General features: G+C 71.6%; 10 protein-coding genes. 5 read left to right on the top strand and 5 right to left on the bottom strand.

What is annotated here, in order from left to right:
- Positions 1–136 precede the first annotated feature (136 nt).
- The 3 genes from ACIA8E_RS25915 to ACIA8E_RS25905 all read left to right on the top strand — a co-directional run bounded on the left by ACIA8E_RS25915 (position 137) and on the right by ACIA8E_RS25905 (position 5,722).
- A complete protein-coding gene (locus tag ACIA8E_RS25915; RefSeq protein ID WP_399301710.1) occupies positions 137–3,634 on the top strand; it encodes a DNA polymerase III subunit alpha in 3,498 nt (1,165 codons plus the stop codon).
- Positions 3,631–4,638: a hypothetical protein gene (locus ACIA8E_RS25910; protein WP_399301709.1), complete on the top strand. Its 1,008-nt coding sequence runs from the start codon at positions 3,631–3,633 to the stop codon at positions 4,636–4,638. The genes ACIA8E_RS25915 and ACIA8E_RS25910 overlap by 4 nt, the downstream gene beginning before the upstream one ends.
- Positions 4,639–4,828: 190 nt before the next feature.
- Complete coding sequence (locus tag ACIA8E_RS25905; RefSeq protein WP_399301708.1) at positions 4,829–5,722, top strand: esterase/lipase family protein; 894 nt, start codon at positions 4,829–4,831, stop codon at positions 5,720–5,722.
- A gap of 19 nt (positions 5,723–5,741) precedes the next feature.
- Here the strand turns inward: ACIA8E_RS25905 and ACIA8E_RS25900 are convergent, their stop codons facing one another.
- Together ACIA8E_RS25900 and ACIA8E_RS25895 are read right to left on the bottom strand one after the other, a co-directional pair.
- Positions 5,742–6,776 carry a lytic polysaccharide monooxygenase gene (locus ACIA8E_RS25900; RefSeq protein ID WP_399301707.1) on the bottom strand — a complete coding sequence of 345 codons (1,035 nt, stop codon included), beginning with the start codon at positions 6,774–6,776 and terminating at the stop codon, positions 5,742–5,744.
- Between the two features lie 524 nt (positions 6,777–7,300).
- Positions 7,301–7,978, bottom strand: a complete 678-nt coding sequence (locus tag ACIA8E_RS25895) for a GAP family protein (protein ID WP_399301706.1) — start codon at positions 7,976–7,978, stop codon at positions 7,301–7,303.
- Positions 7,979–8,376: 398 nt separating this feature from the next.
- Between ACIA8E_RS25895 and ACIA8E_RS25890 the strand changes: the two genes are divergently transcribed.
- Positions 8,377–9,942, top strand: a complete 1,566-nt coding sequence (locus ACIA8E_RS25890; protein WP_399301705.1) for a trifunctional class I SAM-dependent methyltransferase/NUDIX hydrolase/VOC family protein — start codon at positions 8,377–8,379, stop codon at positions 9,940–9,942.
- On the opposite strand, the gene ACIA8E_RS25885 is transcribed toward ACIA8E_RS25890, so the two are convergent.
- Positions 9,852–10,361 (bottom strand): DUF402 domain-containing protein, encoded by a 510-nt coding sequence (locus ACIA8E_RS25885; protein ID WP_399301704.1) that lies wholly within the window; start codon positions 10,359–10,361, stop codon positions 9,852–9,854. The genes ACIA8E_RS25890 and ACIA8E_RS25885 overlap by 91 nt on opposite strands.
- Positions 10,342–11,262 (bottom strand): GNAT family N-acetyltransferase, encoded by a 921-nt coding sequence (locus tag ACIA8E_RS25880; protein WP_399301703.1) that lies wholly within the window; start codon positions 11,260–11,262, stop codon positions 10,342–10,344. Before ACIA8E_RS25880 ends, ACIA8E_RS25885 begins: the two co-directional genes overlap by 20 nt.
- 69 nt (positions 11,263–11,331) lie before the next feature.
- Here ACIA8E_RS25880 and ACIA8E_RS25875 point away from each other — a divergent pair, with 69 nt between their 5' ends.
- Complete coding sequence (locus ACIA8E_RS25875; RefSeq protein ID WP_389035247.1) at positions 11,332–11,706, top strand: GntR family transcriptional regulator; 375 nt, start codon at positions 11,332–11,334, stop codon at positions 11,704–11,706.
- Between the two features lie 150 nt (positions 11,707–11,856).
- Here the strand turns inward: ACIA8E_RS25875 and ACIA8E_RS25870 are convergent, their stop codons facing one another.
- A complete protein-coding gene (locus ACIA8E_RS25870; RefSeq protein ID WP_399301702.1) occupies positions 11,857–12,951 on the bottom strand; it encodes a DUF5925 domain-containing protein in 1,095 nt (364 codons plus the stop codon).
- Positions 12,952–13,027: the final 76 nt, after the last annotated feature.

The following is a 13,027-nucleotide window of genomic DNA, read 5'->3' as shown; positions in this document are numbered from 1 at the left end:
TCCGGCATTCGCGCAGGCGGGGGCGGGTCGAATGGCGGAAGAGCGGGGGCGCCTCGATTATCGTACGGATGTTCGAAACTTGGTCTATGGTGGAGAGCGAGGGGGTGGTGAGTACGGATCGGTCCAGGAGGTGCGGGTGCCCGGGTTCACGCATCTGCACACCGTTTCCGGGTTCTCCCTGCGCTATGGGGCCTCGCACCCGGAGCGGCTGGTGGAGCGCGCTGCCGAGCGGGGGATGGATGCCCTCGCGCTGACCGACCGCGACACCCTCGCAGGCACGGTCCGCTTCGCCAAGGCCTGCGACAGGGCCGGGGTGCGGCCGCTCTTCGGGGTGGGGCTCGCGGTGGGGGCGGAGGGCGCGGAGCGTACGCCGGAGGGCGGGCGTACGAACCGGCTGCGGACCCCGGTCCGTGGCGGCGCCTTCGTCGATGAATCGGCGCCCCGGGTCACCTTTCTCGCCCGGGACGGCGCACGCGGCTGGGCGGAGCTGTGCCGCCTCGTCACCGCCGCGCATGCCGTGACCGGCGATCCGCAGGCCGGTGCCGGGCAGCCCCTGGTCGATCGGTCGGCGCTGCCCGCCGAAGGGCTCACCGTGCTGCTCGGCCCGGCCTCCGAGGTCGGCAGGGCACTGGCCGCCGGACGCCCCGACCGGGCCGCCGTGCTGCTCGCACCCTGGCGGGAGATCTACGGCGACGACCTGCGCCTCGAAGCCGTCCACCACGGGCGTGAAGGCACCGGCCCCGGGTCGCTGCGGCTCGCCGCCCGTACCGTCGGCTTCGCTGCCGAACAAGGGGTACGGGCCGTGCTGACCAATGCCGTCCGGTATGCCGACGCCGGGCAGGGCCCGGTCGCCGACGTGCTCGACGCGGCCCGCAGGCTCGTCCCCGTCGATCCGCGCCGCGCCCCACTCGACAGCGGTGAGCGCTGGCTCAAGGACGACCGTGCGATGCGGGAGACCGCCGAGCGGATCACTTCCGCCGCCGGACTCGGCCGCGATGCCGGAGCGCGGCTGCTCGCGGAGACCCGGCGCACCGCCGACGCCTGCGCCGTCGACCCCGAGCGTGACCTCGGCCTCGGCACCGTCCACTTCCCCGAGCCGCACCTCGTCGGCGCGGGCCGCCGCACCGCCCAGCACGTACTGGCCTCCCGCGCCGCCGCCGGCATGGTGCTGCGCGGCTACGACCGCAGGCGCGACTACTGGGAGCGGATGCACCACGAGCTGGACATCATCGGCTACCACGGCTTCGCCTCCTACTTCCTGACGGTCGCCCAAGTCGTCGATGACGTAAGGGAGATGAAGGTCAGGGTGGCTGCGCGCGGCTCCGGGGCCGGCTCCCTGGTCAACCACCTCCTGGGCATCGCCCACGCCGACCCCGTCGAGCACGGGCTGCTGATGGAGCGCTTTCTCTCCAAGCGCCGCTTCGTGCTGCCCGACATCGACATCGACGTCGAGTCCGCCCGCCGCCTCGACGTCTACCGCGCGATCATCGGACGCTTCGGCGCCGAGCGGGTCGCGACCGTCGCCATGCCCGAGACCTACCGGGTGCGCCATGCCATCAGGGACGTCGGCGCCGCGCTCTCCATGAACCCGGCCGAGACCGACCGGCTCGCCAAGGCCTTCCCGCACATCCGGGCCCGCGATGCCCGTGCGGCCATGGAGGAGCTGCCCGAACTGCGCGGGGTGGCGCGGGAGAAGGAGAAGTACGGGCGGCTCTGGGAGCTGGTGGAGGCGTTGGACGCCCTGCCGCGCGGCATCGCCATGCACCCGTGCGGGGTGCTCCTCTCGGACGCCTCGCTGCTGCGCCGTACGCCCGTCATGCCCACCAGCGGCGAAGGCTTCCCGATGGCGCAGTTCGACAAGGAGGACGTGGAGGACCTCGGGCTGCTCAAGCTCGATGTGCTTGGCGTACGGATGCAGTCGGCGATGGCGCACGCGGTCATGGAGGTGAAGCGGGCCTCGGGCCAGGAGATCGACCTGGACGCCGTGCCGCCCGGCGACCCGGAGACGTACCGGCTGATCAGGACCGCCGAGACGCTGGGCTGCTTCCAGATCGAGTCGCCGGGCCAGCGCGATCTGGTCGGCAGGCTGCAGCCCGCCACCTTCCACGATCTGGTGGTCGACATCTCGCTGTTCCGGCCGGGGCCGGTCGCCGCCGACATGGTGCGGCCGTTCATCGAGGCCCGGCACGGCCGGGCGCCCGTCCGCTACCCCCACCCCGACCTGGAGGGACCGCTGCGCGAGACATACGGCGTGGTCGTCTTCCACGAGCAGATCATCGAGATGGTCGACATCATGACCGGCTGCGGCCGGGACGAGGCCGACCGGGTGCGGCGCGGGCTCTCCGACCCCGAGCAGCAGGTCCGGATCAAGGCCGGGTTCGCGCAGCGGGCGGCGGCGAAGGGCTACAGCGCCGAAGTGATCGCCCGGACCTGGGAGATCATCGAGGCGTTCGGCTCGTACGGCTTCTGCAAGGCGCACGCGGTCGCCTTCGCCGTACCGACGTACCAGTCGGCGTGGCTCAAGGCGCACCACCCGGCGGCTTTTTACGCCGGGCTGCTCACCCATGACCCGGGGATGTACCCGAAGCGGCTGCTGCTCGCGGACGCGCGGCGGCGCGGTGTGCCGGTGCTGCCGCTGGATGTGAACAGGTCGGCGGCCGCCCATCGAATCGAACTGGTGTCCGGCAAGGAGGAGGGTTCCGGGGTGTGGGGGCTGCGGCTGGCGCTCTCGGACGTCCATGGCATCAACAAGGCCGAGGTCGCCCGGATCGAGGACGGGCAGCCGTACACCTCGCTGCTGGACTTCTGGCAGCGGGCCCGGCCGGGCAGGCCGGCCGCCGAACGACTGGCCCAGGTCGGCGCATTGGACGCTTTCGGTGCCAACCGCCGTGATCTGCTGCTGCATCTCTCCGAACTCCACCGTGCCCAGCGGGGAACCGGGGCGAGGTCCGGATCCGGTGGCGCGCAACTCCCGCTCGACGACGGCCGGAAGACCGGCTCCATCGGCCTGCCCGACCTGAACGAAGCGGAGCGCCTCAGCGCCGAGCTCGGCGTTCTGAGCATGGACGTCTCCCGTCATCTGATGGGCGATCACCATGCGTTCCTGAAGGAGCTCGGCGCGGTCTCCGCCAAGGGGCTGCGCGAGGCGCGACACGGGGAGACCGTGCTGGTCGCGGGCGCCAAGGCGGCCACTCAGACCCCGCCGATCCGGTCCGGCCGCCGGGTCATCTTCACCACCCTGGACGACGGTACGGGCCTGGTCGACCTGGCCTTCTTCGACGACAGCCACGCCGCCTGCGCGCACACCGTCTTCCACTCCTGGCTGCTGCTCGTGCGTGGAGTGGTGCAGCGGCGCGGGCCGCAGAGTCTCAGTGTGGTCGGCGAGGCCGCCTGGAACCTGGCGGAACTCGCCGAACTGCGGCGTACCGGCGGACTCGACGCGGTCGCGGCCCGGCTGGCGGAGGATCCCGCAGCGGAGGAGGAGCCCCCGGGCGACCGGGTGGCCGACAACGGCCGCCGCATCCACCTGCCGACCGGATACGAGATGAACCCCTGGTCCGACCTCCAGCCGCCCGGCGAAGGCGTCGCCACCGGAAGGAAGCTGTGGCACCAGTCCCCGGGGAGTGCGGGATGAGCGACACGTACGAGGAGCCGGGGATCCTGTACCTGCGGTTCCGCAAGGTCGGCGGCGGCCTTCCGGACAGCGCCGGTTACGCCGGGCTGCTCGCTCTCCTCGGCGCATTCACCCCGGTCGTCGAGGCGGCGCCGCCGGACGGGGCGCTCGCCGATGTGAGCGGTGCGCTGCGCTACTTCGGGCGGGACGCGGCAGGGCTGGCGGCGGTGATCCGGGTCCGTGCGCTCGCCCTGCACGGGGTGGACTGTGCGATGGGGGCGGCCGAGAACCCGATGCTGGCCCGGATGGCGGCGCGGCGGGCCGCGCCCGGGACGACTTTTGTGGTGCCCGGCGGCGGGGGTGCCGCATTCCTCGCGGCCGAGCCGGCCGTCGCACTGGACGGTGTCGGGGCGGCTACCGCCCGCACCCTGTGCGGATACGGGCTCGACTCCGTCGGCCGGATCGCGGCGGCTCCGCTCGCCACCCTGCAACGGATCACCGGCGTACGGACCGGGCGCGAACTGTGGGAGCGGGCGCACGGCATCGACCGTACGAAGGTCGTGCCGAACGCCGCCGCCCGGTCGGTCGCCGCAGAGCGGTCCTTCCCGCGCGACGAACTGGACCCGGAGCGGCAGCGCCGCGCACTCATGTCGCTCGCCGAGGAGCTGGGGGCCCGGATGCGCGGGGACGGCCAGGTGTGCCGGGCGCTCGCGGTCTCCGTGCGCTACGCCGACCGGACCGGCTACTCGACGCTGACCCGCAGCCGCACGCTCCGTGAGCCCACCGCCCACTCCGCAGAGCTCACCGGACTCGCCTACCGGATCCATGACTCGTTCGGGCTGCAGCGGGCCCGGGTGCGGGGGATCGGGCTGCGCGCCGAGGGGCTCACGGGCCGCGAACGGGCCGCCCATCAGCTGTCGTTCGATCCGGTGGACGAACGGGCGCGGCGGATCGAGGCGGTGGCGGACCGGCTGCGGGCAAGGTTTGGCCCGCAGGCCGTGATGCCGGGCCGACTCGCTGCCTGACCTGCCGGCATGTGGATCGACCTGGATCTGGAGTGATGCTGCGTCAGTTTTTACCGACGCGTAACTTCCCTCGCTGCCTTACTCGCGCGTAATTTGGCATGAGCACATAGAACGTCGGTACAGAACTTGTGGTCCGGGCCGCAGGGCGCAGTGACATCGCAACTCCCTTGAGCCGCAAGGAGACCACACGATGCTGCCCTGGACACGTGCGCCGCGCACCCCACGTGCGCGGAGACGACTCGCCGCACTGCTCCTCGCCGTCGCAGCGTTCGCCACCCCCACGGCGACCGCCACCGCAGCCACCCCCACCGCCGCCACAGCCCCCTCCCGTGGCTGGAACGACTACTCCTGCAAACCCTCCGCAGCCCACCCACGCCCCGTCGTCCTGGTCCACGGAACCTTCGGGAACTCGGTCGACAACTGGCTCGTCCTCGCCCCGTACCTGGTAGGCCGGGGCTACTGCGTCTACTCGCTCGACTACGGGCAGCTGCCCGGCGTGCCGTTCTTCAACGGCCTCGGCCCGATCGACAAATCGGCCGGGCAGCTCGCCACCTTCGTCGACCAGGTGCTCGCCGCCACCGGAGCGCCCAAGGCCGACATCGTCGGCCACTCCCAGGGCGGCATGATGCCCAACTACTACCTGAAGTTCCTCAGTGGCGCCGCCAAGGTGAACGCCCTGATCGGACTCGCCCCCGACAACCACGGCACCACCCTCCTCGGGCTGACCAACCTGCTGCCGTACTTCCCGGGTGCCGAGGACCTGCTGAACGCCCACACGCCCGGCCTCGCCGACCAGATGGCCGGATCCCCCTTCATCACCAAGCTCAACGCGGGCGGCGACACCGTGCCCGGGGTGCGGTACACGGTCATCGCGACCAGGTACGACGAGGTCGTGACCCCCTACCGCACGCAGTACCTGAACGGGCCGAACGTACGCAACGTCCTGCTCCAGGACCTGTGCCCGGTCGACCTGTCCGAGCATGTGGCGATCGGGACCGTGGACCTGATCGCCTACCACGAGGTGGCGAACGCCCTGGACCCGGCGCACGCCACCCCGACCACCTGCGCCTCCGTCATCGGTTAGGCCAGGCCCGAACCGCCTCTCAGTGTCCGCGCCGGGCCGCTTCACCGGCCCGGCGACGGACCGAGGCGAACATGGCGGCCGCACCGACGGCGAGCGCGGCCGCACCGCCGATCGCAAGGTACGGGGTACTGCCGTCGCCACCCGTCTCGGCGAGGCTCTCGCCCGCCGGGGCGGGGCCGGTGGCGCTGTCCGGCTCGGGTGCGTTCGCCTCGGACGGGCCGGCCGACGCCTCGGCGGCCGGAGCCGCCTGGGTGACCTCCGCGCCCGTGCCGGCATCGTCGTCACCATGACCGCCGTGCTCCACGGACGACTTGCCGGCGCCCCCGGCGATCTCCTGCTCGGACGGCGCGGACGCGGTCGGCGCGGGGACCGCGCCCACCGAACCACTGCCGCCGGCACCGCCGTCGGTGCCCCCGAAGACCACATCGGAGCAGGCGTAGAACGCCTCGGGGGAGTCCGAGCGCTGCCAGACGGTGTAGATCAGCTGCCGTCCCGAACGCTTCGGCACGGTGCCGTCGAACACATACGATCCGTTCTCCAGCTTCGGGTCGGCGGCCGTGGCGAACGGCTCGGACTCCAGATCCGACCACTTCAGGGGCTTCGTCGGGTCGTAACCGGCCTTGGTGAGATACAGCTCGAACGAGCCCTTGTGCGGTGCGGTGGCCCGGAAGCGGAAAGTGTGGCTGCCCGCCGCCATCTTGGTCGACGGCCAGTCGGCGCGCGGCAGGTCGAGCCCTTTGAACTTGTCGTTGCCCGCGCTGCACAGCTTGCCGTCCGGAATCAACTGCCGGTGATTTCCTGCCGCATTGGCGATGTTGACCCCGTTCCAGTCGTACAGCGCCTGCGTCCCGCCCGCCGCGACCGCGGCCACGCACGCCGCCGACTTCGGATTTTCGGGCCCCTCCGCGAAGCAGGCGGAGACCCGGCTGACCGGATCCGTCAGCGAGCCATGTGCGGCGGCCGGAGCCGCGGACAGACCGGTCAGCGCGAGCGGCGCCACACCGAGCGCGACGATTGCGGCGGCCTTGCGGCGAGCGGTCCTGATCACGGTCATGGTGTGTTTCTCCTTCGGCGGTTCACGTCTGCGTGCAGGAGAAGCTAGCCGCCCGCCGACCCGGAAAAGGCTGCTGGAAGGGGTACTCGGCGATCGTTATGGCGGGCTTAAGGAGCGTCTAAGAAGGGGCTCAGGAAAGCCCGCCCGTGGGCCCCTGTCAGCAGCTTCGATGCGGCATGGGTCGTCCGGGGGAGACCGTCCGACGCTGTGCTGGGTGGCTCCCGGCCCGGCTCCCGGGAGCCACCCGGGCGGCCCTGACTCCTCTCGTCATGCCTCGGCCTCGTTCGCTGCAAAGATCACTCGGGTTTCCGATTCGAGGTCGCTTTCCGCCTCGGCAAACGGGCTCCTCCGCTCGGCCGGCAGTGGTGGGGCAGACAGTGCGCGGTCAGGATCGCGCGCACCGGACCCCGCAGCGCCGACGAAGTGCTCGACCCGGGCCACCACCGCGACGAAGCCGGGGGCGAGTAGGGCAACAGGGGCGTGACTTCACGCGCGCGAACCTGCTCGAGGCGCATCCCCGACAGTCAAGCGGCGAGGACGGCGATGCCGTCCCCGAGCAGCTTCAGCCCGATCACGAAGCACAGCACCGCCATCACGGCGGTGTTGTGCTGTGCGGCCCAGTTCTTCCAGCCGCTGAGCGTGCTCCTGGCTCGCTCGCCCGCGACCAGGAAGACCGCCAGCGGAGCCAGCACCCCGAGGGATGCGATGACCACGAACACTGCCAACGCCGCGATCTGCTCCCCGACAGGAATTCCTGAAGAGCTGATCGAGGCACTCGCGGCGACGGTGAACGCGGCATTCTTGACATTGGCTGCCGACAGCAAGAGCGCAAGTCCGAGGATCTTCACGGGGGTGAAGCGGTCGATCGCGCCCATCCACTTCGGCAGCTCCACCTGCGAGACACCCCTGGGGCGCCGGTGCCACAGCCGGACACCGAACAAGGCGAGCAGCACTCCCAAGCCGAGCTTGAGACCTCCCACCCAGGTGGCAGGCTGTCCGTCGGCGGATGCGCCTCCCGGCCCGCCGATTGCCAGCATCACCGCCCCCAGGGCCGACAGCCCCACCACCCAGCCGATGGCGAACACCGATCCGCCGAGACGTCCCCGAGGTGTTGCCAGGACGAGGATCATCGCGATGATCGGGAGCGGACTGATCATGACACCGGCCGCGTACCCCAGCACATCACCGAGAACCTTCCCCATACCGGCCTCCAGACGGCGATCAGCGGCCGCAGTGAACAGATGCTCATCAACCCGCCGGGCCGACGGCAGCGACGCGGGTGTCCCGGAAACGGACACCTCTCCGTGGACATCATCGACGGCACATTCGCCCGGCGGCGCGATTCAGGCGACGAACGGGTGACCGGCACCCGACCGGCATCCGCCGCGCCCCGCCCTCGACGGGTGCCCACCGCGTGCCCGTGCGGGCGTGGGACTCTTCGTTCGAGGAAGACACCGCCCGGCGCCTGCGCTCCGCGCCGTCAGCCGTACGCGGGCGAGCCGGTGGAGCGGCGCGCGGACAGCGCGTGCACCCCCATCCGCCACCGCGAGCGGTCGGTCTGCTGATCGACTGTGTCGGTGGTGGCTGGGACGATCGGCGTATGACGACGATCGACTGGGACTCCGCCGCCGACTCCTTCGACGAGGAGCCCGACCACGGGCTGCTCGATCCGGTGGTCCGGCACGCATGGGCGCGGCGGCTGGAGAGCTGGCTGCCCGGCGAGCGTTCCGATGTGCTCGACCTGGGATGCGGCACCGGAAGTCTGGCCCTGCTCGTCGCCGGGCAGGGCCACCGGGTCACTGCCGTCGACCGGTCGCCGCGCATGGTCGAGCGGGCGCGGGCCAAGCTCGCCGGGACGGGCGCCGAGGCGCTGGTCGGGGATGCGGCCCGACCGCCGGTCGGGAAGCAGCAGTTCGACGTGGTCATGGTCCGCCATGTGGTGTGGCTGCTGCCCGACCCCGCGGCGGTCCTGCGCCACTGGTTCGGACTGCTCCGGCCCGGCGGGCGGCTGCTGATGATCGAAGGGGTGTGGGGCGGGGTGGGTCTCTCCGCCGAGCAGCTGACCGGACTCCTCGCCCCGTTCACCGAGCGCATCCACCATGAGCGGCTCTCCGACGACCCGGACCTGTGGGGCAAGCACGTCGACGACGACCGCTACGCCCTGCTGGCCCGCGCCGAACCGCCGCACCGGCACACCGAGGTCGTCGACGTGCATCTGATCCTCCGCCGCGGCTCCGACGTCCTGCTCGCCCGCCGCTCCGGCACGGGGTACGCGGACGGACTGTTCAACGGCCCGTCCGGACATGTGGAGGACGGCGAGGACGTCCGCGAGGCGATGATCCGCGAGGCCGCCGAGGAGATCGGTGTCGAACTGGACCCGGACGAGCTGCGGGTCGCGCTGGTCATGCAGCACCGCGGTCCCGGCGGCGCCCCCCGGACCGGCTGGTTCTTCGAGGCGGAGTACGACCCGGACCGTCCGCCGTACAACCGTGAACCGGAGAAGTGCTCCGGACTCGCCTGGTTCCCGCTGGACGCCCTGCCCGACGACATCGTCGCGTACTGCCGTGCGGGGCTGGACGGATACCGTGCGGGGGAGCGCTTTCTGATCCACTGGCACGAGGACGGCGACACCGTGGCGTACCAGCCGCAGGGCATCCGCCGCGCGGTCCCGCTGCCGTCGGCCGGGGCCCGCACCGGCGGGGTGCATCACATCGAGCTGTGGGTGCCCGACCTGGCGGCGGCCGAGGCGAGGTGGGGCTGGCTGCTCGGCGAGCTGGGCCATGTGCCGTACCAGAGCTGGGAGCGCGGCCGCAGCTGGCGGCGCGGCGACAGCTATCTGGTGATCGAGCAGTCGGCCGATCCGACCCCGGGGCCGCACGACCGGCACCGCCCGGGTCTGAACCATCTGGCGTTCCATGTCCGGGACCGGGCCACGCTGGACGCATTGGCGGCGCGGGCCCCGGACCACGGCTGGCGACTGATGTTCCCGGACCGCCATCCGTATGCGGGCGGCGAAGGGCACTGTGCCGCGTATCTGGAGGACGCGGCGGGGTTCGAGGTGGAGCTGGTGGTGCGTCAGGGGGTGTCGCCGGACGGGCTCGGCGGGGCCAGCAGCTCCGCGAGCCCGCCCGCCAGGGCCAGGCGTTCCAGCTCGTCCAGCGCCTGACGGGCGGCATCCGCAGCCGCCGGATCACGTGCGGCCAGGCCGCTCTCCTCGAACTCGTCCTCGTCCAGTCGCAGTACGGAGGAGCCGTCCGCCGACACCCACAGGTCGAGATCCAGGTCCTCCACGAGCAGTTCCCCGTCGCGCAGCACGGCAGGCCGGGTGATGTCGCAGTACCAGCCCTTCAGTGTCCCCCCGCCGGTACGGACCTCCTTCACCGCGAACCACCGGTCGCGCCAGTAGTGCTCGGTGAAGACATCGCCCGGCTCGAACCGTACGAAGCCGAAGTCGCGCACGCCCGGCGCGGCCCACGGGGCCGTCACCGTCACCCGGGTGCCGTCGTCGCGGACGACGTCCGCCGGGTAGCGGATCTTCGTCCGGCCCGCCTTGACCAGAGCGACCTCAACCGAGCTTGCGTACATGCCGTACCTCCGTGGCGCAGATCCCGTAGCCGAACCATGTGTTGATCGCCAGCATCGGGCCGTTGTCCGCGTCATTGCCGGTGTACGCGTCCGTGTAGCCGGCCGCGCGTGCCCGGTGCAGAGAGTCGTTCTTGGCGAGCTTTGCCAGGCCCCGGTTGCGGTACGCCCTGCGAGTGCCCGTCATCCCCGACCAGTAGCGGGTCAGACCGTCGGTGTTCGCCGCGCTGAACGCCGCCACCTGGTCGTCCACCACCGCGACCGAGGTGAGCTCCCGGTCGAGACCGGGGTTGTTCCACGTGTGCTGCAGCCAGTCCTCGTAGTCCGCGAGCTCGGCCGGGGTGTCGCTCGGCTCGTCCGCCGTGGACTCGGCGTCCGCCTCGAACAGCGGCCTCGGGTCGTCGGCGAAGTCGGCGGCCGTACGCAGCTCCACACCGGCCGGGAGCTCCTGACGGGACGGCAGGGTGCCGTGCGCCAGGTCGAGATGGAGGAAGTGCGCCGGGCGGCTCGGTGTATAGCCGCGCTTCTCGGCGAAGACCCGGTTCGCCGGTTCGTCGAGCACCCAGGTGTAGACGGCGACGGCCCCCGCACCGGCCAGATACTCCTCGGCGGTGCGCACCAGCAGCGAGCCCGCCCCGCGGCCCGTCCGGCGGGGGAGTGTGTAGGGATTGCAGAATCCCTGGCCGGGTTCCGGGCTGTCATAGGCGATACCGACCTGCGCGGTGCCGATGATCTCTCCGTCCTCCTCGGCGATCAGCAGCCGGTACCGCTTGTCGGGGTGGGCGGTCGCCTGCTCGAAGACGACCTGCTCGGGCGTGGTCACCATGTACGGGAGTGCGGCTCGCCGCACCCGTACCCAGGCCTCGGCGTCGGTGGGCAGGAAGTCGCGCACGATGACGGTCATGCGCCGGACGGTACGCGGCGGTCCGGCCCGGTCGCCTCCCAATTTCCGGCGGTGGGGGAGAATCGGTTCGTGACCTTGAAGATCGCCATTGATCCGGACGCCGGCACCGCCCCGTACGAGCAACTGCGCACGCAGATCTCCGAACTGGCCCGGTCCGGCGAACTGCCCGTCGGCTACAGACTTCCGACCGTACGCGGCTTCGCCGAGGAGCTCGGCCTCGCCGCGAACACCGTCGCCAAGGCGTACCGGGCGCTGGAGTCGGACGGGGTGATCGAGACGCGCGGGCGCAACGGTACGTTCATCGCCGCCGCGGGCGATACGGCGGACCGCAAGGCGGCTGCTGCGGCACGGGAGTACGCGGAGCAGGCGAGGCGGCTCGGGCTTTCCCGCGCCCGGGCGGCGTCGCTCGTGGAGGATGCGGTGCGGGTGGCGTACGAGGGGTGACAGGGGGAAGAGCGGCGTTCCGGTAGCCGTTCCGTCATCGAGCGCCGGACGGGCTCGAAGGATGTTCCCGGACGCCGGGGGGCTCAAGGGCTGTCCCAGACTGCCGGACGGGCCTGATTTCAAGCCTGTCCGGCGATCGTGGACAACACCTCAGAGGTACAGTCCCGCGTCCGCCCCCGCGTCCTGCTTCGGAACCGATGCCGGCCCGGTGCCGCGCCGCAGTGCGTACAGCTCGGCCAGCGTCGCGCCCTCCCGGCCGAGTCCCTCCTCCGTACCCAGCCAGGCCACTGCCTCCCGGCGGCTCAGTGGGCCGACCTCGATCCGGGCCAGGCAGCGGCCGGGCCTGACCACCGCCGGGTGGAGCCGTTCCAGGTCCTCATTGGTCGTCACCCCCACCAGCACGTTGCGGCCCTGGCCCAGCAGCCCGTCGGTGAGGTTCAGCAGCCGGGACAGCGCCTGGCCCGCCGTGTGCTTGGCCTCGCCGCGGATCAGTTCGTCGCAGTCCTCCAGGAGCAGCAGCCGCCACCGGCCCTTCGTCGTACCGTCGTCCTCGCCGATCGCGATGTCCATGAGATATCCGACGTCGTTGAAGAGCCGCTCCGGATCGAGTACGCAGTCGACCTGGCACCAGTCCCGCCAGGACCGAGCCAGCGTGCGCAGCGCCGATGTCTTGCCGGTGCCGGGCGGCCCGTGCAGCAGGAGCAGCCGGCCCGCGATGTCGTCCGGGGTCACCTTCATCAGCCGGTCCATGGCATCGGACACCGGTGCCGTGTAGTTGTTGCGCACCTCGTCCCAGGTGCCGGCGGCGATCTGCCGGGTGGTGCGGTGCGGGCCGCGGCGTGGGGAGACGTACCAGAAGCCCATCGTCACGTTCTCGGGCTGCGGTTCCGGTTCGTCCTGGGCGCCGTCCGTCGCCTGGTCGAGGATCTGCTGCGCCAGCTCGGGGGTGGTCGCGGTGACGGTGACGTCGGCGCCGCGGTTCCACCGCGAGATGAGAAGTGTCCAGCCGTCGCCCTCGGCGAGTGTGGCGCTGCGGTCGTCGTCGCGGGCTGCGCGCAGCACCTTGGCGGCGGGGGGCAGCAGCGTCGCCCCTGACTTCACCCGGTCGAGGGACGAACTGTGCGAGTACGGCTGCTCGCCCGTCGCGAAGCGGCCGAGGAACAGCGCGTCGACGACGTCGGCAGGGGAGTCGCTGTCGTCGACGGTGAGCCGGATCGGCAGAGCGTCCTCAGGGTTGGCAGACATGGCGCCCATGATCCGGCACGGCGGCACCCGGCGCACCCAGGTTTCGCCACCTCCCGTCAACCGGCCCGCACATGGG

The sequence above is a fragment of the Streptomyces sp. NPDC051664 genome (genome assembly GCF_044453545.1).
GTDB lineage: Bacteria > Actinomycetota > Actinomycetes > Streptomycetales > Streptomycetaceae > Streptomyces.
Note: the sequence above shows the minus strand (reverse complement) of the source record. Positions and strands in the feature narration are given on the sequence as shown.

What these genes read in the sequence shown, in the direction of transcription:
- ACIA8E_RS25910 (WP_399301709.1), top strand. Translation starts at nt 3,631, where the DNA reads ATGAGCGACACGTACGAGGAGCCGGGGATCCTGTACCTGCGGTTCCGC.
- ACIA8E_RS25905 (WP_399301708.1), top strand. Translation starts at nt 4,829, where the DNA reads ATGCTGCCCTGGACACGTGCGCCGCGCACCCCACGTGCGCGGAGACGA.
- ACIA8E_RS25900 (WP_399301707.1), bottom strand. Translation starts at nt 6,776, where the DNA reads ATGACCGTGATCAGGACCGCTCGCCGCAAGGCCGCCGCAATCGTCGCG.
- ACIA8E_RS25895 (WP_399301706.1), bottom strand. Translation starts at nt 7,978, where the DNA reads ATGGGGAAGGTTCTCGGTGATGTGCTGGGGTACGCGGCCGGTGTCATG.
- ACIA8E_RS25890 (WP_399301705.1), top strand. Translation starts at nt 8,377, where the DNA reads ATGACGACGATCGACTGGGACTCCGCCGCCGACTCCTTCGACGAGGAG.
- ACIA8E_RS25885 (WP_399301704.1), bottom strand. Translation starts at nt 10,361, where the DNA reads ATGTACGCAAGCTCGGTTGAGGTCGCTCTGGTCAAGGCGGGCCGGACG.
- ACIA8E_RS25880 (WP_399301703.1), bottom strand. Translation starts at nt 11,262, where the DNA reads ATGACCGTCATCGTGCGCGACTTCCTGCCCACCGACGCCGAGGCCTGG.
- ACIA8E_RS25870 (WP_399301702.1), bottom strand. Translation starts at nt 12,951, where the DNA reads ATGTCTGCCAACCCTGAGGACGCTCTGCCGATCCGGCTCACCGTCGAC.